This window comes from Porphyrobacter sp. CACIAM 03H1 (assembly GCF_002215495.1).
GTDB lineage: Bacteria > Pseudomonadota > Alphaproteobacteria > Sphingomonadales > Sphingomonadaceae > Erythrobacter.
In genome coordinates this window covers 747041-766528 of sequence record NZ_CP021378.1, presented here as the reverse complement: position 1 = coordinate 766528, position 19488 = coordinate 747041, and the positions used below count along the sequence as shown (strand labels likewise).

At 70.3% G+C, this 19488-nt stretch carries 23 protein-coding genes; 9 read left to right on the top strand and 14 right to left on the bottom strand.

Annotated elements, in window-relative coordinates:
* Genes CBR61_RS03735 through flgB form a run of 11 tightly spaced genes read right to left on the bottom strand, consistent with a single transcriptional unit; the run spans position 1 to position 7891 of the window.
* Positions 1 to 921, bottom strand: a complete 921-nt coding sequence (locus tag CBR61_RS03735; RefSeq protein ID WP_088913151.1) for a hypothetical protein — start codon at positions 919 to 921, stop codon at positions 1 to 3.
* A 15-nt stretch (positions 922 to 936) separates the two neighbouring features.
* The gene (gene flgK / locus CBR61_RS03730) at positions 937 to 2277 is read right to left on the bottom strand and encodes a flagellar hook-associated protein FlgK (RefSeq protein WP_088913150.1); all 1341 of its coding nucleotides are present in this window, start codon (positions 2275 to 2277) and stop codon (positions 937 to 939) included.
* Positions 2277 to 2585, bottom strand: a complete 309-nt coding sequence (locus CBR61_RS03725) for a rod-binding protein (protein WP_157696483.1) — start codon at positions 2583 to 2585, stop codon at positions 2277 to 2279. The genes flgK and CBR61_RS03725 overlap by 1 nt, the downstream gene beginning before the upstream one ends.
* Positions 2582 to 3688 (bottom strand): flagellar basal body P-ring protein FlgI, encoded by a 1107-nt coding sequence (locus CBR61_RS03720; protein WP_172836002.1) that lies wholly within the window; start codon positions 3686 to 3688, stop codon positions 2582 to 2584. The genes CBR61_RS03725 and CBR61_RS03720 overlap by 4 nt, the downstream gene beginning before the upstream one ends.
* A 21-nt stretch (positions 3689 to 3709) precedes the next feature.
* Positions 3710 to 4426, bottom strand: coding sequence for a flagellar basal body L-ring protein FlgH (locus tag CBR61_RS03715; protein ID WP_088913147.1), 717 nt, complete (start codon positions 4424 to 4426; stop codon positions 3710 to 3712).
* A gap of 8 nt (positions 4427 to 4434) precedes the next feature.
* Complete coding sequence (gene flgG, locus CBR61_RS03710) at positions 4435 to 5226, bottom strand: flagellar basal-body rod protein FlgG (RefSeq protein WP_088913146.1); 792 nt, start codon at positions 5224 to 5226, stop codon at positions 4435 to 4437.
* Positions 5227 to 5249: 23 nt separating this feature from the next.
* A complete protein-coding gene (locus CBR61_RS03705) occupies positions 5250 to 5996 on the bottom strand; it encodes a flagellar basal body rod protein FlgF (protein ID WP_088913145.1) in 747 nt (248 codons plus the stop codon).
* A 13-nt stretch (positions 5997 to 6009) separates the two neighbouring features.
* The gene (locus CBR61_RS03700) at positions 6010 to 6825 is read right to left on the bottom strand and encodes a flagellar hook-basal body protein (RefSeq protein ID WP_088913144.1); all 816 of its coding nucleotides are present in this window, start codon (positions 6823 to 6825) and stop codon (positions 6010 to 6012) included.
* A gap of 30 nt (positions 6826 to 6855) precedes the next feature.
* Positions 6856 to 7179 (bottom strand): flagellar hook assembly protein FlgD, encoded by a 324-nt coding sequence (locus CBR61_RS03695; protein ID WP_088913143.1) that lies wholly within the window; start codon positions 7177 to 7179, stop codon positions 6856 to 6858.
* Positions 7179 to 7589, bottom strand: a complete 411-nt coding sequence (gene flgC, locus CBR61_RS03690) for a flagellar basal body rod protein FlgC (RefSeq protein ID WP_233996839.1) — start codon at positions 7587 to 7589, stop codon at positions 7179 to 7181. The genes CBR61_RS03695 and flgC overlap by 1 nt, the downstream gene beginning before the upstream one ends.
* 5 nt (positions 7590 to 7594) lie before the next feature.
* A complete protein-coding gene (flgB, locus tag CBR61_RS03685; RefSeq protein WP_233996927.1) occupies positions 7595 to 7891 on the bottom strand; it encodes a flagellar basal body rod protein FlgB in 297 nt (98 codons plus the stop codon).
* Positions 7892 to 8179: 288 nt separating this feature from the next.
* Here flgB and CBR61_RS03680 point away from each other — a divergent pair, with 288 nt between their 5' ends.
* Together CBR61_RS03680 and CBR61_RS03675 are read left to right on the top strand one after the other, a co-directional pair.
* Positions 8180 to 8854, top strand: coding sequence for a MotA/TolQ/ExbB proton channel family protein (locus tag CBR61_RS03680; protein WP_088913141.1), 675 nt, complete (start codon positions 8180 to 8182; stop codon positions 8852 to 8854).
* The gene (locus CBR61_RS03675) at positions 8851 to 9327 is read left to right on the top strand and encodes a hypothetical protein (protein WP_088913140.1); all 477 of its coding nucleotides are present in this window, start codon (positions 8851 to 8853) and stop codon (positions 9325 to 9327) included. Before CBR61_RS03680 ends, CBR61_RS03675 begins: the two co-directional genes overlap by 4 nt.
* A 4-nt stretch (positions 9328 to 9331) precedes the next feature.
* Here CBR61_RS03675 and CBR61_RS03670 read toward each other — a convergent pair whose 3' ends face one another.
* Complete coding sequence (locus CBR61_RS03670) at positions 9332 to 10399, bottom strand: sensor domain-containing diguanylate cyclase (protein WP_088913139.1); 1068 nt, start codon at positions 10397 to 10399, stop codon at positions 9332 to 9334.
* Between the two features lie 188 nt (positions 10400 to 10587).
* Between CBR61_RS03670 and CBR61_RS03665 the strand changes: the two genes are divergently transcribed.
* From CBR61_RS03665 to CBR61_RS03635, 7 genes are all read left to right on the top strand, one after another.
* Positions 10588 to 11130: a flagella basal body P-ring formation protein FlgA gene (locus CBR61_RS03665; protein WP_233996838.1), complete on the top strand. Its 543-nt coding sequence runs from the start codon at positions 10588 to 10590 to the stop codon at positions 11128 to 11130.
* A 79-nt stretch (positions 11131 to 11209) separates the two neighbouring features.
* Positions 11210 to 11515 (top strand): flagellar biosynthesis anti-sigma factor FlgM, encoded by a 306-nt coding sequence (flgM, locus tag CBR61_RS03660; protein ID WP_088913138.1) that lies wholly within the window; start codon positions 11210 to 11212, stop codon positions 11513 to 11515.
* A 4-nt stretch (positions 11516 to 11519) separates the two neighbouring features.
* A complete protein-coding gene (locus CBR61_RS03655; protein ID WP_233996837.1) occupies positions 11520 to 11885 on the top strand; it encodes a flagellar protein FlgN in 366 nt (121 codons plus the stop codon).
* A gap of 104 nt (positions 11886 to 11989) precedes the next feature.
* Positions 11990 to 13012, top strand: a complete 1023-nt coding sequence (locus CBR61_RS03650) for a transglycosylase SLT domain-containing protein (RefSeq protein ID WP_233996836.1) — start codon at positions 11990 to 11992, stop codon at positions 13010 to 13012.
* A 92-nt stretch (positions 13013 to 13104) separates the two neighbouring features.
* Positions 13105 to 15120, top strand: a complete 2016-nt coding sequence (locus tag CBR61_RS03645) for a flagellar biosynthesis protein FlhA (RefSeq protein WP_088915434.1) — start codon at positions 13105 to 13107, stop codon at positions 15118 to 15120.
* Positions 15117 to 15842 carry a sigma-70 family RNA polymerase sigma factor gene (locus CBR61_RS03640; protein WP_088913137.1) on the top strand — a complete coding sequence of 242 codons (726 nt, stop codon included), beginning with the start codon at positions 15117 to 15119 and terminating at the stop codon, positions 15840 to 15842. Before CBR61_RS03645 ends, CBR61_RS03640 begins: the two co-directional genes overlap by 4 nt.
* Before the next feature lie 76 nt (positions 15843 to 15918).
* Complete coding sequence (locus CBR61_RS03635) at positions 15919 to 16881, top strand: bile acid:sodium symporter family protein (protein ID WP_088913136.1); 963 nt, start codon at positions 15919 to 15921, stop codon at positions 16879 to 16881.
* On the opposite strand, the gene CBR61_RS03630 is transcribed toward CBR61_RS03635, so the two are convergent.
* A complete protein-coding gene (locus CBR61_RS03630; protein ID WP_172835912.1) occupies positions 16878 to 18164 on the bottom strand; it encodes an acyl-CoA dehydrogenase family protein in 1287 nt (428 codons plus the stop codon). The genes CBR61_RS03635 and CBR61_RS03630 overlap by 4 nt on opposite strands.
* On the bottom strand, positions 18164 to 19408 hold the full coding sequence (locus CBR61_RS03625; RefSeq protein ID WP_233996835.1) for a phosphotransferase: 1245 nt from the start codon (positions 19406 to 19408) through the stop codon (positions 18164 to 18166). The genes CBR61_RS03630 and CBR61_RS03625 overlap by 1 nt, the downstream gene beginning before the upstream one ends.
* Positions 19409 to 19488: the final 80 nt, after the last annotated feature.

Genomic DNA, 19488 nt, shown 5'->3' with positions numbered 1-19488 from the left:
TTAGCGCAGCGCGTCGAACAGGGTCAGCGCGCTGACCCTGGCGAAGGCGGCCTGGCTCGCCTCGAGCGCGGTCAGCGATTGCTGGAGCCGGGCGACGGCATCGGCGATGTCTGTGTCGCCGACGCGGCTGCGGCGTTCGGCCAGCGCGATGCTGCGATCGGCCTGCTGCTGCTGCACCTGCTCGACCCACGCCATGCGGGTGCCGATAATGGTGGTGGCGCGATTGGTGGCATCGAGCGCCGCGTCGATCCCGTCGATCGCCGCGTTGGCGGCCGCAACCGGATCGGGCGCCCCGCCCTGGAGCGCCGAGACAAGCCCGCCGAGCACCGCGAAGGCGCTCGAGGGCGTGCCCCCGAGGTCGAACTCGAACACCTCGCTGCCCGGCAGGCCGCGCTCGATCGCGGTGCCCGGCGCGATTGGCACGGCCCCGCTTTCGGGCGTGCCGGCATAGGTGACATTGCCGAGCGCATCGCGGGTGAAGGCGGCGCCCGACGATTGCCCGGCGAACAGCGGCTCGCCGGTCAGCGAGGTGGCATTGGCGCGGCTGAACAGTTCCTGCCCGAGCTGTTCGAGCTCGAAGGCGACCGCGCGCCGCCCGTCAGCCCCGAGCGGCGTGTTGGCCGCCTGCAATGCCAGTTCGCGGGCGCGCTGGAGCAGGACGGTCACCGCCTCGAGCTCGTCGCCTGCCGCGCCGAGATCCTGACCGAGCCGCGCGGCATTGTCGCCCTCGACCCGCGCCAGCGCCTCGCGCCGCGCGACGCTGCGCAGCTGGGCGGCGACGGCGGGATCCTGCGAACCGCGCTCGATGGTGCGCCCGGTCGCGATCTGGGTGCGGGTGCGCTCGATGCCGTTGCGCAAGTTCGCCATCTGGGCGAGCGAGCGGTTGAAGAAGGACCCGGCGGAATTGGTGATGGAACTCATCGCGCAAAAGGCTCCTTACCTCAGGCCCAGGATCGTATCGAACAGCTCGGCGGCGACCTGGATCACCCGGCTGTTGGCCTCGAAGGCCTGTTGCAGGCGCACCAGATTGGCGGCCTCCGTGTCGAGATCGACGCCGGTCTCGCGCAGCAGCTCGGCCTCGGCGCTGGCAGCGACGACGGAGAGACCCTCGGCGCGGGTCTCGAGCGCGGAAACCCGGCTGGAGAGGCCGAGCAACAGGCTGTCGACGCCGTTGGTCGGCCCCGTCGGCGCGGCAAGCGCGGCGATCAGCGCAGCGAGGTTGGTCGTGTCGCGGCTGCCTGCGGGCGCACCGGCGGGGGCGGTGGCGAGGCCATCGGCGCCCGAGAGCACCACGGCGATGCTCCCCGCACCGGTTCCGGCGAACAGCGGCTGGCCGGTCGTGCCGTCCGCGCCGACACCCGCGGCCTGCGCGGTGTTGCTGAGGGTGATCGCCGAGACCGCCAGCGCGTCGAGCCCGGCCTGAAGCCCGGCCATCTCGGAAAGCGCGGCGGCGCGACCCGCCATCCCCCCGCCCGTAGGGGCAAAGGTCGTTCCGCCGACCGTGAAGGTGGCGGTGCCGTCGGCGGCGTAGGTGACGGCGACGGCCTGCGCCACGGCGCCGGTCACCAGTCCCAAAGGCGGGGTGCCGGTCAGCGTCACGTCGGCGGTGCCATCGGGGTTGAAGACAGGCTGGAGGCCGAATTCCTCCGCCAGCGACCGCAGCGCCTTGTCGCGCGCATCGAGCAGCGCCGCGCGGCCCGCGGTGCCCTCGCGCGCGCCGACGAGGTCGGCGTTGATCTTGGCGAGCTCGTTCGCCAGTTCGTTCACAGTCAGCACCTCGGCGCTCACCTCGGCCTGGACGAGGCTGCGGGCATTGGCGAGGGTGCCGTCGGCGATGCGGAAATTGCCTGCCACCTTGCGCGCGCTCTCCAGCGCCGAGAGGCGCAGCGCGGGTTCAGTGGGGTTGTTCTGGAGCCGGGTCAGCGCTGCCTCGTAATCGACAAGCGCGGTGAACACCCCCGAGGTCTCGAGCGCGCTTTCCGCCTCGCGCAGCGCGAGGAACTCGGCCTCCGCCGCGGCCAGCGCCGAGGAGGAATCGCGCGCCTGCCGCTGCACCAGTGCGCTTTCGGCGCGCTCGATCGCACCCGGACGCACCCCGCCGAGCGAATCCTGCGCGTTGACCCCGATCGAACCCGTCATCACCAGCTCGCCCTGGGTCAGTGTGCGGCGCGAATAGTCGGGGTTCTCGGCATTGGCGATGTTCTGCGCCGTCAGCTCGAGGCTGCGGCGGGTCGCGGTGAGGCCAGAACGGCCGATGGTGAAGATCGCGGTCGGCATCAGCTATTCCCCTGTTCCTCGGGTTTAGCCGGAAGATGTTGCGCGAGGCTCGCCTCGATACTGCGGGCAAACCCGAAGCTGCCCGACTTGGCGGCGATCTCGGCGAGGTGTTCGTCGCGCATCGCGGTGAACTGCTTCATGCCCCCGCCGGTCAGCGGGGTGTCCTCGGCGAAGCTCGCCGCGCGCGCGGTGGCGAGCATGCGGCGCACCATGATCGCCTCGAAGCCCTCGGCGGCCTTGCGCAACTCGGCACGCTCGGGGGAGAGCGGCGCGGACGGCGCGGCAGTAGGGGTGACGGGACGGATCACAGCACCACCATTTCGGCCTGGAGGCTGCCGGCCTGCTTGAGGCTCTCGAGGATCACCACGAGGTCCGACGCGCCGACGCCGAGCAGGTTGAGCGCGTCGACGATCTCGGTCAGCGAGGCGGCGCCGGGCATGTAGGCGACGCGGTCCTGCCGCTCGTCCACGGTGATGTCGGTCGCCTCCTCCTGCGCAGTCACGCCGTCCGAGAAGGGCGCTGGCTGGACTATCACCGGGTTCTCCTCGATCCGGATCACCAGCTTGCCGTGGCTGACCGCTGCGGGGGAGAGGCGCACGGCATCGTTGATGACGACCGTGCCGGTGCGTGAGTTGACGATCACCTTGGCCGCGACGGGAGCGGGCGAGACGGCGAGCATCTCAATCTCGGCCATCAGCCCGGAACGCACATCGTTGCCCTGCGGCAGGGCAAGCTCGATGCTCACCCCGTCGGCGATGGACGCGATGCCGGGCCAGCGCGCGTTGATCGCGTCGCGCACCCGGGCGGCGGTGAGGAAGTCGGCCTTGTGGAGGTTGAAGCGCAGGGTGGGCGATGCGTCGAAGCCGGTGGCGACGCCGCGCTCGACCGTGGCCCCGTCGGCGATCCGGCCCACCGTGGCGACATTGACGCTGACTTGGGAGCCGTCGCGCCCCGTCACGCCCAGACCGCCGACCGCGACATTGCCCTGAGCCATCGCGTAGATCTGCCCGTCCGCGCCGTAGAGCGGGGTCAGCACCAGCGCCCCGCCGCGCAGGGACAGCGCCTGGCCGAGCGTGGAGACGGTGATGTCGATCCGCTGCCCCGGCTTGGCGAAGGCCGGCAGTTCGGCGGTGACGATGACGGCAGCGGCATTCCTCAGGATCGGCGAGACCCCGGGCGGCAGCGGCAGGCCGAGCCGGCCCGATACCCCGCGCATCGCCTCGGTCACATATTCGAGATTGTTGTCCCCCGTCCCTTGCAGGCCGACGACCACGCCATAGCCGGTCAGCTGGTTGGCGCGCAGGCCCTCGAACTGGCCGAGATCGCGGATGCGCTCGGCGGCGGCGGGGGCCGGCACCTGCCCGGCGACAAGCGCGATCAGCAGGTAGAGGATCGGCAGGATAATGCGCATCCGGTTCATCGTGCGGCCCCCTCAGAACGGCGAGATCATGTTGAAGAAGCGGCTGAGCCAGCCGGGGCGGCTCGCCTGCTGGACCGCGCCCTTGCCCGAATAGATGATCCGGGCGTTGGCGACCTGCGAGGAGGCGAGGCGGTTGTCGCTGTCGATGTCGACCAGCCGGATGCGGCCGGCGAACTGCACCCACTCGTCTCCCTGGCTGAACATCATCTGCTTTTCTCCGACCACTTCGGCGGTGCCGTTGGGGTAGATCGCGGCGATCGTGACCGCGACCGCACCGTTGAGGCGGCTCTGCTGCGAGGCATTGCCCCCGCCCGTGAACGACCCTTCGGCCGCAGCTTTAAGGGCATCGGGGTTCAGGAAATCGAGCGGGCCGCGAGTCGGCGGGGTGATGCCGAAGCTTCCCTCCCGCGCCGTTCGCCCTTGCGTGCTCTTGGTCGTGGTGGTCGCCTCGGTGAGGATGATCGTCACCATGTCGCCCAGCTGGCGCGCGCGGGTGCCGGTGACGAGGCCGGCATAGCCGCTCCCCGTCTGGAAGATCGCACCCGCAGTGGTCGCGGGCGTGATCGGCGGCGGCGCGCCGACCGGCACCGGATCGCTGGCCCCGGCGGCGACCTGCGCTGCTCCCGGCGGCGGCGGCGCGGCAAAACCGGGCGCGGGGCCCTTGCCGCCCAGCCCGCCGCAAGCGGCGAGCCACAGCGGCGCGGCGAGGATGGCGATACGACCGTTCATGATCTGTCTCACAGCGTCTGGTTGGCGTTGCGCAGCATCTCGTCGACCGCGCTCACCATCTTGGAATTGATCTCGTAGGCGCGCTGGGCCTCGATCATCTCGACCAGCTCCTCGACCACGTTGACGTTCGAGCTTTCCAGCATCCCCTGGCGGATCTGCCCGCGCCCGTTCTCGCCGGCGAAGCCCAGTTCGGGCGGGCCGGAGGCGGCGGTCTCGACGAGGAAGTTGTCGCCGATCGCGCGCAGGCCCGCCGGATTGACGAAGCTCGCCACGGTCAACTGGCCGAGCAGCGTCGGCTCGGCATTGCCGGGAGTGAGCGCGCTCACCGTACCGTCGGGCGCAATGGTGATCGACTGCGCGCCGGCGGGCACCTGCAAGGGCGGCTGGAGGGCATAGCCCTGGCTGGTGATCAGCGTGCCGTCATTCGAAAGCGTGAAATTGCCCGCGCGGGTGAAGCCGATCTGGCCGCCGGGCGGCAGTTCCACCTGGAAGAACCCGTCCCCGTCGAGCGCGAGGTCGAGCACGTTGCCGGTGTTGTTGAGCGTCCCCTGCGTCGAGATGCGCGTGGTGCCCTGCACCTGCACGCCGGTGCCGAGGTTGAGGCCCACCGCAAAGGCCGTCTGCCCGGTCGAGGCCTGCCCCGCGACGCGCTGTTCCTGGTAGGCGAGCGTGGCGAAGTCGGCGCGGTCGCGCTTGAAGCCGGTGGTGCCGATATTGGCGAGGTTGTTGGCGATGACGCGCATCCGCGCGTCCTGCGCCTCGAGGCCCGTGCGGGCGACGTGAAGGGCCGAAGTGGGCATGGGTCAGGTCTCCTTGGAGTGTGTCAGCGCAGCGCCATGAGGCCGCTGCCGGCCTCGTCGAGCTCGCCTGCGGTCATGATAATCCGCGCGCGCTGTTCGAAGGCGCGCTGCGCCTCGATCATCTGGACGAGGGTGTCGGCGGTCTCGACGTTCGACATCTCGAGCGCGCCGGGCTTCAGGCGGGCGGTGGGATCGGGGGGCAACACGCCCCCGTTCGGCACCTTGAGGAAGCTGTCGATCCCCTTGGCGAGCGGGCTGCCTTCGGGGTTCACCAGCCGGATGCGGTCGATCGCCTCGGCGGCAGCATTGGGCGTGGCGGGATCGCTGGCGAGCACCGTGCCGTCGGCGGCGAGGCTGACGGCAAAGCCCGGGGGCACGGTGATCGGCGTGCCGCCCTCGCCCAGCACCGCCAGCCCCTCGCCGTTCTCGAGCACGCCCGATGCCGCCACCCGAAGGTCGCCGCGCCGCGAGTAGATCTCGCCCTGCCGGTCGGGGGACTGGAAGGCGATCAGTGCCTTGCCTTCCAGCGCGACATCGAGCGGATTGCCGGTCGGCACCACCCGGGCGGCCTTCATGTCCGCCCCGCGCACGTTGCCGCGCGCCATGGCGCGGGCCTCGAGCGAGCCGTCCTTCAGCGTCGCCGGGGTGACAGCGAAGACCTCCTGGCGAAAGCCCGGCGTGCTGGCGTTGGCGAGGTTGTTCGCCACCACCCGCTGCCGGTCCATCGCCGCGTTCATCGCGGTCATGGCGGTGTAGATCAGCCGGTCCACGCCTCAGCGCCCCTTACTGCTGCCGCAGGTTGATGACGGTGGTGGAGATCTGCGTCGCGGTGTCGATCGCGCGGGCGTTCGCCTGGAAGTTGCGCTGCGCGGTGAGCAGCGAGACCATCTCCTCGGCAAGGTCGACGTTCGAGCGTTCGAGCGCGCCGCTGATCATCTCGCCATAGGAGCCGATGCCCGGGTTGCCGAACACCGCCGCGCCGGATTCGCCGGTCGCCTGGAATTTGGTCTGGCCGATGGTGCGCAGGCCGCCCGGCGCGGGGAAGGTCGCCAGCGCCACCTGCCCGACCGGCGCGGTGCTGCCGTCGGCATAGGCGGCGGTCACGATCCCGCGCACGTTGATGGTGACATTGGCGAGGGTCGAGCCGGCCGCGTTGGTGATCGGCACGTCGATATCGGCCGGCACGTTCGAGGTCGCATTGCCCGCGGCATCGACGGGATAGGCCTGCAGGCGGTTGCCCCAGGCATCCTCCAGCTCGCCCGCCGCGGTCAGGCGGAAATTGCCGTTACGGGTGTAGGACACATCGCCCGAGAAGGGGTTGGAGAGCGCGAAAAACCCGTCGCCGTCGATGGCGAGGTCGAGGCTGCGGCCGGTCTGTTCGAGCGGGCCGAGCACGAAATCCTGCGTGATCCCGGCGATCGTCGCGCCGATGCCGGGGCTGCGGCGCGGATCGGTGGCGGAGCCGGTGGCGACCAGATCGGCGAACTGCACCGAGCTTTTCTTGAAGCCCACGGTTTCGGCATTGGCGATGTTGTTGGCGATGACGCGCAGGTCGGTCTCGGCGTTGCGCAGACCGGAGAGGGAGGTGAAGAACGACATGGCAGGGTGATCCTTTCAGCGGAGGGAAATTCAGGGTTGGGGGGCGGTGACGGCGCGGGCCGTGGCCTCCTGCGCCTCGATCAGGCGGTCGAGCTTGGCGGAGATGTCCTCCAGTGTCGCGCCGCTCTCGGTCTGGGCAGCGAGCGCGGAGAACTGCGCCATCTGCGCCAGCATCTCCTTGTTGTCGGTCGGCTCCAGCGGGTCCTGCATGGTCAGCTGGGTGGTCAGCAGCTTGAGGAAATCGGCCTGGCCGAGCGTCTGCATCCCGCCGCCCTTGAGGCGCGAGGGCGTGTTGAGCCGGTCGAGCGTCGCCTGTGCGGCGGGCGTCAGGGACGTGGTGGCGGTGGTGGTCATCACTGGCTCCTCAGGGTTTCGAGCATCAGTTGCTTGGCGGTCTGGAGCGCCTGCACCAGGTTCTGGTACTGGCGCGCGCTCTCCATGATCTCGACCATCTCGGCGGTCTCATCGACCGGGGCCTCGAAGACGAAGCCGTCCTTGTCGGCCAGCGGGTGGCCGGGATCGTGGCGCTTGGTGGGCGCGGTCTCGGCGCGCACGAGGCCGCCCGTGGTGACCCCGGCAAGGCCCGAGGCACGGTCGAGTTCGGTGGCAAAAACGGCGCGGATCGGGCGATAGGCGCCCTCCTCGGTCGAGGAGACGGACCCGGCATTGGCGAGGTTCGATGTCGCCGCGTTCATCCGCACCATCTGCGCGCTCATCGCGCGGGTGGTCATGGAGAACAGCGTCATGGGGGTGCGATCGGGCATGGCACTCACTCGCCCTTCAGCGCGCGGGTGATGGTGTTGACCTTCCCCTGCACGAAGCTGAGCGTTGCCGAATAGGCGACCGCGTTCTCGGCGAAGGCGACCTGTTCGCGGGCGAGTTCGACCGTGTTGCCGTCGAGCGAAGGCATGGTCGGCGCGCGCCACACCATGCCGGCCTGCGGGTCGGCAGGCATTGCCCCCCGCGCCCGGGCAAGCCGGGCATCGAGCGCGGCGTTGAAGTCGATGTCGCGCGCCTTGTAGCCGGGGGTCGCGGCATTGGCGATGTTCGACGCGATCACCCCCATGCGCTCGGAACGCAGGGTGAGTGCGGCGCCGTGGATGCCGAAAAGTCGCTCGTTCACGCGTCGTGGCTCCTTGCTCTGCGGGGCGGGCCCGCGGGGTTGCGGCGATGGTCAGCAGGAAGCGTGCCAAACCGGCGCGCGAGGAAGCAGGCGGTGCAATCGGCGCTGCGGGCGGCAGGCTTTTGCCGCTTGTCCGGGCGCGCCGGGCAAGGTCGTGCCGCTGCGACAGGCGGGCTTAATCGCCTCAATTCCCTGCCGTTCTGTGGGTGTCAGCAGCAAGAGAGATCCGCCATGCCGCCCAATTTGTCGTCGCTCCTCGATCCCGGATCGCTGGCCATCGTGATCGCGGGAACCGTGCTCGCCACGGTCGCGCGCTGCGGGTGGCGCGATTTCGGCGCGGCGCTGAAGGCGGCGGGCGGCTTGCTGCGCGCCGGCTTTGCGACCGAGCCCAACCGCAGGGCGCTCGCCCAGGCGATCGAGGCGATCCGGCGTGACGGCCATCACCGCGCCGACCCTGCCCTGCCGCCCGACCGCGCGCTCGGGCTGATGCTCGAGACCTATCTGCGGCACGGTGCGCTCGAGGCACTCGGCGGCGTCCGCCGCGCCGAACGCGCGCTCGACGAGGCGCGGCGGGTCAATGCGGCGCAGGTGTTCGTCTGGGCGGCCGAGCTCGCCCCGGTGTTCGGTCTGGTGGGCACGCTCTACGGCCTCTCGCAGCTCACCCCGTCAGCGGGTGTGGGAACGAGTGCGGTGATCATGGACGCGGTCTCGACCGCGGTTCTGACCTCGCTCTACGGCGCCCTCATCGCGCACCTGCTGTGCTATCCGCTGGCAAGCGCGATCGAACGGCGCGGCCTCGCCGACGAGCGGGAGCGCGACACCCTGGCCGAATGGTTCACCCTCCAGATCGGCGGCGCCGAGGCTGCGGACCGCGCGCGCCGCGCGCACCTCAGGGGTGTGGCATGAGCAGCCTTGCCGCCCACCCGCGCACGGGACACGGCTGGCAGCTGATCCTCGCCGATCTCGCGCTGATCCTGTTCCTGCTGACGCTCTCGGCCCTGCCCGCCGCCGAGGCCGAGAGCGGCGAACGGCTCGCCGACCGGGCCGCGCGCGACAAGGAGGCCGAAGGCGTGCCCCTGCCGGAGATCGCGGGTGCGCAGGCGCTGTTCCGTCCGGTGCCCGGCGGCCCCGCTTTGGGCGAGTGGCTCGCCGTGCAAGCCCCCGATCCCCGCGCGACGCTGACGGTTGTCGCCACCCACGCCGCCGGCGGCGAGGCGCAGGCCTGGGCGCGGGCGCAGGCGCTCGCCGCCGAGGCGCGGGCGCACGGCACGCGGGTGCGGATCGTCATCACCGCCGGCACCACCGCGGACCTCACCGCCAGCCTTGCCTATGACGCGCAGCTGGCGGAGACCGGTCGGCTGGCGGGCGGTGCCTCGTGAGCGGTCAGCCCAGCTCCACCCGGTTGCGGCCCTGCTGCTTGGCGCAATAGAGCGCCGCGTCCGCGCGGGCGAGGGCGCTTCGGATGTCGGGATCCTCGGTCACCTCGGCCACGCCTGCGGAGAAGGTGATCCGCCCGAACGGCTGGCCGGTGTCGCGGTTCATCAGCAGCTTGGCCCCCTGGGCCCGGCGGATCGCATCGAGCCGGCCCTTGGCGGCCTGCTTCCCGAGGCCGTAGAACAATAGCACGAATTCCTCGCCCCCGTGACGAGCGACGAAGCAGGAATCGCCCGCCATCTCGGTGAAGGTCGCCGCCAGCGCGCACAGCACCCGGTCGCCCGCGGCATGGCCGTGGCGGTCGTTGACCTGCTTGAAATGATCGACATCGCAGAAGGCGATCGCCAGCGGTTCGCCCTTGCCCTCGGCCTCCATTGCCGCCGAGACCAGCCGTCGTTCGAAGGCGCGACGGTTGGGCAGGCGGGTGAGGTGGTCAACATCGGCTTCGATCCGCGCCCGGGCGAGGCTCTGGCGCAGGGACGCGGCCTCCGCCTCGCTGCGGGCCATCGCCGCCTCGGCCTGCTCGATCCGCGCGAGCATCGCCCGCGACAGGTCGAGCACATGCGCAAGCCCCTCGGACCCGGCCAGCGTCTCGATCTGCACCCCGATCGCGCCGCGATGATCGCTGGTCTCGCTTTGCGCGGCGCGCGCGGTCTGGGCGAAACGCATCAGGGCATATTCGAGCTTGTCGGACAGGGTTTCGAGCGCGGCGATGCGGCTGTGCCCGTCGGGATCGAGCCGCGCCAGGGTGTCGAGCCAGCGCTGGTCGATCGGTTCGCCCGAGGCCTCGCGCTGCACCAGCGCGCGCGCCAGTTCCGGATGCGATCCCGACAGCGCGCCGCACACCGTCGCAAGGTTCTGGGCGGTCACCGCCAGATCGTTGCGGATGACGAACTCGCCGATCCGTTCGAGCAACTGGCGCCGCGCCTCCTCCGCGCGGCCTTCAGGGGCAGCGGAAGCATCGGCGGACTTGGTGCGGGCGCGGGCGGCACGGGAGAAACCGGAAGCAAAAGGCATGGCAGGTCGCGGGCTTGAATGTGGTGATTGTCGGTGCCGCGGACCTTAGCGGCTTATGCTTAAGTGCCCGCGCGGCATGAACCGGGGAAACTGCGTAGCGATGCGCTTGGCATGGCCCTTGCTGTCGGTCGGGCACCATTTCCACGCCGGGCCCGATCCCGGCACCCGCGAAACGAAAGGCCCGACACATGGACACGATCACATCCCGGCCCGAAGGCTGGCGGTTCCTGCCGCTGGTCCTGCCGATGCTGCTGCCGCTGTGCGATCCTCCCGCGGCGGCGCAGGCGCGCGTCACCGATCCGGCGGAGATCGACCGCGCGGTGGCCGCCTTCACCGGCGCCGCGACCGGCACCCCCGGCGGCGCGCGGGTGCCTGCCGATCCGCGCCTGCGGCTCGCCGCCTGCGGGGGGGCGCTCGCGGTGAGCTGGCACACCCCGGCCAAGACGGCGGTGCAGGTCGAATGTCCGGGCCCTTCGAACTGGCGCATTTTCGTCGCCGTCGCGCCCGCGCAGGGCGGCCCCGCCGCCGCGGGACGCGCCGCACCTGCCGTCAAGCGCGGCGACGCGCTCACCATCATGGTGCGCGGGCGCGGCTTCAGCGTCCAGCAGTCCGGCGAGGCGATGGAGGCGGGCGGCGTCGGCGACTGGATCTTCGTGCGCACCGGCCGCAAGGCCGAAGGCCTGCGCGCCCGGATCGAGCGTCCCGGCCTCGCCGTCATCCCCGCCGGATGAAAGGCACGCACCGCCGCCCCTTAAACTGCCCTTTCCGCCGCCGTTCTCGCCCACAGAGACCTGATCGAAGGATAGACCAATGCCCTCTGTCGAACTGAGCAAATTGCCGAGCGTCAGCGCCGCCCGCGCCGTGACCCCCGGCGACCGCGCGCAGATCGAGGCGCGCACCCGTCCCGCTCCCGCCGCCGCCACCCCCGGCACGGCGCCGGGCATCAGCCTCGAGGTGAGCGCCGCCGCCGAAGCGGCGAGCCCGCCGGTCGATGCCGAGCGTGTCGCCCAGATCCGCGAGGCGCTGCGCGACGGCTCCTACCCGCTGGTGCCGACCCGCATTGCCGACGCCATGATCGCCGCGCAGGTCAGCCTGTCGCTGCCCGAGCGGAGCTGAGAGCGTGGCCGAGGTCTTCGTCCCTGCGCGCCGTCCCGCCGCACAGCCCGTCCCTGCCACCCCGCTGGCCGGCGCCCTGCGGCAGATGATTGCCGTTCTCGAGCGCGAGCGGCAGGCGCTTGCCGCACTCGATGCCGACGGCCTCGTCGGCGCGGCGCAGGACAAGGAAGCGCTGTGCGACGAGATCGCGGCGATCGGCCCCCAACCGCTCGACGGCGAGACCCGCACCCTCGCCGAGACTGCGCGCCAGCTGAACGAGGTCAACCGCCGCGTGCGCAATCTGCTCGCCGCCAATGTCGCGGCGCGGATCGAGGCGCTGGGCGGGCCGCGGCGGCTGCCCCGGGTCACGTACGCCCCGGCGCGCGCCTAGGGGTTCTTGCGGAGGCCTGACCCGGCCCGTCTGGCACGCGCTTTGCAAACTCCACCCCGGAAGGCGCCGCAGTCCCGCGTGCGCCCGCAGGAGGTGGAGGGCGCGTGAGCCATTCCTCGACATCGCTGAACCTGCCCGCCGGTTCGATCCGTGCGGGGTTCGAAAGCGCCGCGCGCGCCCATGCCGCCGTGCGCGCCGGGGCGGAGGGGCGCGTTGCCCCCGCCGCCCGACAGATCGCCGCTCCGGGCGGCTCCGTCGAGGCCGCGATCGCCAATGCCGCCCGCGCGACCAGCGTCGATTTCGATTACCTTCTCGCCCAGGCCGAGGTCGAGTCCGCGATGGACCCCGACGCCCGCGCTGCCACCTCGAGCGCGACCGGGCTCTACCAGTTCATCGAAAGCACATGGCTCGACACCATGAAGCGCCACGGCCACCGCTTCGGGCTGGGCCACGTTGCCGACCAGATCGACGTCACTGCCTCGGGCAGCGCCTGGGTCGCCGATCCGGCACGGCGCGCAGAGATCCTCGCGCTGCGCAAGGATCCCGGTATTGCATCGCTGATGGCGGCGGGCCTAGCCGAGGACAACCGCGCGCACCTGATGCCGATCCTCGGCCGGCAGCCGGGGCATGGCGAACTCTATCTCGCGCATTTCCTCGGTGCCGGCGGGGCGGGGCGGTTCCTGTCCGAGTTGCAGGCCGACCCGCACCAGAGCGCGCCCGCGCTCTTCGCCCGCCCCGCCGCGGCCAATCGCGGCATCTTCTATGCCCCCGATGGCAGCCCGCGCAGCCTTGCGCAGGTGATGGACGTGATCGAGGGCAAGCTCGACCGGGCGCTCGGCCGCGCCAGTGACGGGCGCGCGGTGAACTTCGCACGCGCGGACTATGGAAGGTCACCTGTCGGCGGCGCGAGCTTCACCCCCGCCCCCTACCTGATCGCCGACGAGGCGGTGTTCGGCCCCGGCATGCCTCCGGCGCTGACCCAGACCTCGCTGCCGTCCCCCAATCTACGTTCCGACCGCAGGCCGCCGATGTCGCAGATCCTCGGCAGCACTTTCGGCACCGATCCCGCCGCCGCGCCGCCGCAGGTGCGCCGCGCCTATGAGCGGCTGAAGGCGCTCGGCCTGTGACCCCTGCCGTTACCGCCCCGCTGACCGCCCGCTTCGGGCAGGTGCCCGCCGCGCTGGCGCTGCCCGTCGGCATCTTCGCGCTGCTCGCGCTGATGGTGCTGCCGGTCCCTGCGCTGCTGCTCGACATCTTCTTCGTGCTCAACATAGCGATTTCCATCGCCGTGCTGATGGTCGCGCTGAACGCCCGCCGTCCGCTCGATTTCTCGAGCTTCCCCAGCGTGCTGCTGTTCGCGACCCTGCTGCGGCTCGCGCTCAACGTCGCATCGACCCGCGTCGTGCTGGTCCACGGCCACGAAGGCGGTGCGGCCGCCGGCCACGTGATCGAGAGCTTCGCTGCCTTTCTTGTCGGCGGCAATTTCGTCGTCGGCCTGTTCGTCTTCGCGATCCTGATGATCATCAACATGATCGTCATCACCAAGGGCGCGGGCCGCGTCTCGGAAGTCTCGGCGCGCTTCGTGCTCGATGCCTTGCCGGGCAAGCAGATGGCGATCGACGCCGACATCGCGGCCGGCCTCGTCACCGCCGACGAGGCGCGTGAACGCCGCCGCGAGGTCACCGTCGAGGCCGATTTCTACGGCTCGATGGACGGTGCCAGCAAGTTCGTGAAGGGCGATGCCATGGCGGCGCTGCTGATCCTCGGGGTCAACATCGTCGCGGGCTTCGCCATCGGAATGATCACCCATGGCCTTTCGGCGTCCGAGGCAGGCGAGGCCTATGTCACGCTGGCGGTGGGCGACGCGCTGGTGGCGCAGGTGCCCGCGCTGCTGCTGTCGATCGCGGCGGCAGCCATCGTCACCCGAGTGAGCGACCAGCGCGACCTTGCCGGACAGATCGGCGGCCAGTTCGCCGACCCGCGCGGATGGCTTCCGGTGGCACTGATCCTCGGCGCAGTGGGGCTGGTGCCGGCCATGCCGCAGGTTTTCTTCCTGCCGGGCGCCGCCATCGCGGCGGCGATCTGGTGGCACCTGAAGCGCCGCGCCGCCGCGCCGCAGCCGGTGGTCGAAACCGCCGAGGACGTCGCCCCCGATCACATCGCGCTCGCCGACGTGGCCGACAGCACGCTGGTGACCATCGAGCTCGGCTACGGCCTCGTCGGGCTGGTCGATGCAGGTCAGGGAGCGCCTCTGGTCACCCGCATCACCGGCATCAGGAAGCAGCTCTCGCGCGATCTCGGCTTCGTGCTGCCGCAGTTCCGGATCCGCGATTCGCTTGATCTGGCGGCGCAGGACTATGCGGTGCTGATGGGCGGGGTGAGCATCGCGCGGGGGTCCGTGCGCCCTGGCAAGCTGCTCGCCATCGACGCGGGCGACGTGCGCCCCGGGCATGGCCTGACGGGCGAGCCGACGCGCGATCCCTCCTTCGATTGCCCTGCCCTGTGGATCGCCCCCGCCGCGCGCGACCATGCCGTGGCCGAGGGCTTCCTCGTGGTCGATCCCGCCACCGTCATCGCCACCCACGCCAACCAGGCGCTGCTCGCCGAGGCGCATCAGCTCCTGGGCCCGGACGAGGTGCGCGAATGGGTGGACGGCCTCAAGACCCGCGCCCCGGCGCTGGTCGAGGCGGTATATCCCGACCCGCTCCCCCTCGCGGCGCTAACCCGCACGCTGCGCGCGCTGATGGCGGACGGGATCGGCCTTTCCCACCCCCAGCCGCTGTTCACCGCGCTCGCCCTGGCCTTGCAGAAGACCAGCGATTTCGACGCCGTGATCGATGCCGTGCGCGCCGACCTCGCGGGGCGGCTGGTGGCGCGGATCGCCGGGCCGGACGAGCCGCTCAAGGTCGTGACGCTCGATGCGGGACTGGAGGCGGCGATCCTCGGCGGGATGCTTGACCCCTCCACCGGCCAACCCCTGATCGAGCCCGATTGCGGGGCGATGATCCTGCGCGAGATCAACGCCATCGCCGATGCCGAGGGCGGCGCGCTGGCGCTCATCGTCCAGCCCCCGGCGCGCCGCGCGCTCGCCGCGCTGCTCAAGCTGCGCGCGCCCCGCTGCCTCGTTCTCTCCATCGCCGAGCTGCCCGCCAGCCAGCCGATCGCCGTGGTCGGCACCATTGGCGCAAGCAGCGAGGCGCCCGTCCTCTCCGCGCCCGAGGGGCTTGCCGCATGAAGCACGACCACACCGCCTTCGGGGCTCTTGTCCAGCCCTATGCCCCCTCCCGTGCCGAGGTCGAGGACCGGGTGCGCCGCTTCCTGCCGCTGGTGCGCCGCACCGCATGGCACATCAACGGGCGCGGGCGCGAGGGACTGGAAATCGAGGATCTGGTGCAGGCCGGCATCCTCGCGCTCACCGAATGCGCCCAGCGCCACGCGGGGCCGACCGAGGACGGCTTTGCCGCCTATGCCAAGATCCGGGTGCGCGGCGCGATGCTGGACGAGGTGCGCCGCACCGCCCACGACAGCCGCACCGCGCGGGCAAAGAGATCGGCCTACGAGCGGGCGCTCGCTTCGCTTCGCGGGTCATTGGGCCGCGAGCCGAGCCGTGGGGAACTGGCAGAACGGATGGAGGTCTCCGACGCCGAACTGCTCGCCATCGAGGCCTCGGGCGTCAAGCTCACCCCGATCGAGGACGCCTATGACGAAAGCAACCTCGCCTTCGCCAGCGACGATCCCGATCCCTTCGAGGCCCTGTGCGCGGTGGAAGATCGCGAGCGGCTGATCGCGGCGATGGTGAAGCTCCCGGACCGGCTGAAGCTGGTGCTCCAGCTGTTCTTCGTCGAGGAGCTCAACCTCACCGAAATCGCCGCCGTGCTGGAGGTCAGCGTGCCGCGCGTCCACCAGCTCAGGGCCAAGGCGCTGAAGGACCTGCGCACGCTGCTCGAGGCCGCCTGACGCCCCGATGCGGATAGCGGGGCTGGCGGGGGCCTCCGATGATGCTAGGGCATCGCCGAGGGGGAACCACCGGGCCATGCTGCGCACGATCACGAACAATTTCGCCATCCTGACGCTGGCGGGGGTGGCGCTGGCGTGGTTTTTCCCGCCCGCCTTCACCTGGATGACCGACGGGAGCATCCGCCTCGCCGGGCAGCCGCTGCTGAGCCTCGCGCTGGGTACGATCATGCTCGCCATGGGCCTGACGCTGACCTTCGAGGATTACCGCAACCTCACCAGAATGCCCCGCGCCTTCGTGGCGGGGGTGGCGCTGCAATACACTGTGATGCCGCTCTCGGGCTTTGCCGTGGCGAAGGTGCTCGGGCTGGAACCGGGGCTCGCCGTGGGCCTCATTCTGGTGGCCTGCTGTCCGGGCGGCACGGCGTCGAACATCGTCACCTATATCGCGCGCGGCCACGTGGCCCTGTCGGTGGCGATGACCATGGCCTCGACGCTGGCCGCGGTGATCCTCACCCCGCTGCTGACCGGCTGGCTGGCGGGCGCTTACGTCGAGATCGACCGGCTCAACCTCCTCGTCCAGATGGTCAGCGTGGTGCTGGTGCCGGTGGTGGCGGGAACGCTGCTCAACCGCCTGTTCCCGCGCGCGGCCGAGGCGGTGAACGGCGTGCTGCCGCTCATCGCCATCGTGCTGGTGGTGCTGATCGTCGGCGGGATCGTCGGCGGCTCCAAGGCGCAGATCATGGAGCACGCCGGGGTGCTGCTGCTGGCGACCTTCCTGCTCCACTCCCTGGGCTTTGCGCTGGGCTATGTGCTGGCGCGCGTGCTGAAGCTGGGCGAGGTGGAGGCGCGCACGATCAGCATCGAGGTGGGGATGCAGAATTCCGGCCTCGGTTCAGGCCTTGCCAAAACCCCGGCCTTCGCCGCGCAATTCGCAAGCCTGCAACAGGCCGCGCTCGCGCCCGTTCCGGCGGCGATCTCGGCGGTGTGGCACGTTCTGATCGGGAGCCTGCTGGCGGGGTGGTGGCGGCGCAAGCCTTAGCCGTACATCCCCCGCTTCGGCCCGAGATAACCGAACAGATACGCCCCCACTTTCCGCATCTGGATCTCCTCCGAGCCCTCGGTGATGCGGTAGCGGCGGTGGTGGCGGTAGATGTGCTCGAAGGGCTTGTGCCGCGAATAGCCGATGCCGCCGTGGACCTGCATGGCGCGGTCCGCCGCCTCGCACACCAGCCGGTTCGCCCAGTAATTGCACATCGAGACCTTGTCCGAGATGGTCTTCTCGATCTGCTCGTGGGGCATGTTGTCCATCTCCCAAGCGGTCTTGAAGATCAGCAGGCGCAGCATCTCCGCCTGCGTCGCCAGCTCCACTAAGGGGAACTGGATCGCCTGATTGCGCGCCAGCTCCTCGCCGAAGGGTTTTCTCTCCCGCGCGTATTTGACGCTTTCATCGATGCAGTAGAGCGCCGCCCCACAGGAGCTGGCCGCCTGCCGGATGCGGTTCTGGTGGACGAAGCTCTGCGCCAGCGCGAGGCCGCGGCCTTCGACGCCGAGGATCGCGCTATCGGGCACCCAGACATTGGTGACGCTGAGGCGCGGGTGATCGGTGGGCATGTTGAAGGTCCACATCCACTCCTCGATTTCGAGGCCGGGGGTGGGGTTGGGCACAAGGAAGCAGGTGATCCCGCTCGCATCCCCCGCCTTGCCCGCCGTGCGAGCGAACATCGCGCAATGGGTGGCGACGTGCATGCCGGTGATCCACATCTTCTCGCCGTTGATCAGCCAGCCATCGACCCCGTCACGGGTCTCGCGCACCGCGTGCGTCTCCATGTGGGTGGCGTCCGAGCCATGGTGCGGCTCGGTGAGGCCGAAGGCGACGCGCCGCGTGCGCTCGAACCCGCCGAGGATGAATTCCTGCTTCTGTTCCTCCGTCCCCCACTGGTCGAACATGGCGACGAAGGGGAAGTTGCCAACGATCGAATGCTCGTTCTGCAAGTCATTGTGCAGCCCGAGGCCTTGGCGCGCGAAATGCTCGCGGATCACCGCCATCCAGAGGTTCGCCCCGTCCTTGCCGCCGTACCGCTTGGGGGCGGAGAAGCGCCAATGGCCCGCCTTGTCTGCGCGTCGGGTGGCTTCCTTGAGCAGCTCCTCCCACTCGTGCCGGGGCAGCCCGCCGCGCTCCCAGTCGGTGCGCGCATGCTCGCGGCGGTGGTCGAAGAAGCGGATATTGTCGTCCTGCTGCTCGAGCGGCTTGATCTCGGCGGCGATGAAGGCGTCGAGTTCGTCGAGATAGGCTTGCAGGTCGGCGGGGATGGCGAAGTCCATTAGTTCTCTCCGGTCCATTTTTTGCGCGCATAAGCATGCGCTGCATACTTGGGGACGTCGCTGCGCAGTTTTCGTAGGGCGTCGGCACGCAGATCACTAAGCAGTCCCTCGGTGCTCAGAGATTTCTCGCCGTCCAATATGTCCCGGCAAAGTCCCTCGTCGCAGATATCGACCCTGATCATGTCCTGATGTTCGCGCGCAATCATTCCGAGTGCGTTGCGTGCGACCGCGAGCTGGAAGCGGTCGTGGCCAGTAAGCTTGTCTTTCAAGGTGGCGAGCCATTCGCTGATGGCCGTCGCAATTTCCGATGTGGATGCTTCTCCGCGGTGGCGCCATTCTATTGGACCATCCCAGACTTCGCGCGCCAACTCCACCTCCGGCGCATCCTCCTCCAGCAGCAGCAGCAGATCCAATTCCTGCTCGCTGGTCCGGCGCGAGATCACCACGCGTTCGAGCATCCGGTCCGCGCCCGAGCGCCATTGGGCAGCCATCTTGAGGCACCCGAGCGCCCACCACACCGTCCGATAGATCGTCCAGAAGCGGAAGCGGGCGGGATCGACCGTGACGCCCGCCTCGGCCTCGTAGGCGGCGAGGTAATCTTCAATCGAACCCAGCCCCAGCGCGGGCCGGTCGTAGCGGGCGAAGCGCCACACGGCCATGCAGCCGAAGGCGAGGTCTTCGTGGCTGTCGCCGAAATGGGCGATCTCCCAGTCGAGCACGCCGGTGAGGTTCGAGCCCTCAACCAGCAGATTGCCCATCCGGTAGTCGCCATGGTTGAGGACGGGCTCGACCGGCGCGGGGCAATAGTCCTCCAGCCACTTCAGGCCGAGCGCGATGATCGGGCGATCACCGCCCGCAGTCATGAACTGCGCCTTGAGGTCGGCGATGGCAGCGCGATAGTCCATCACCGGCACGCCCTCGGGCACATCGTCCTGCCGCAGCCGATGGATGCGGGCCAAATCTCGCGCCGCCTCGCGCAGCAGCCCATCGGGATCGTCGCAGCCGAGGATCACCTTGGGATCGGCCGTCCCCGGCAGCGCGCGCATGACGAACCCACTCCCGAGACCGTCCGCCTCCTCCAGCACCGCCACCACCTCGGGCGCGGTCACACCCTTGGCGCGCGCGGCCTCGATCAGCGCCGCCTCGACGTGGTGCCCGTAAGGCCGCCCCTCCATGAAGGCGAGGCTCGGCGCGCGGCGCAGGACGTAATCGGAACCGCCCGCAGAAAACCGCCAGCTCTCCATCACCGCTCCGCCCGTCAGGCGCTGCGGCGCCAAAGACAAAGCGCCGAGACCGGCGCGGGCACACACCCGCGCCAGCCCGG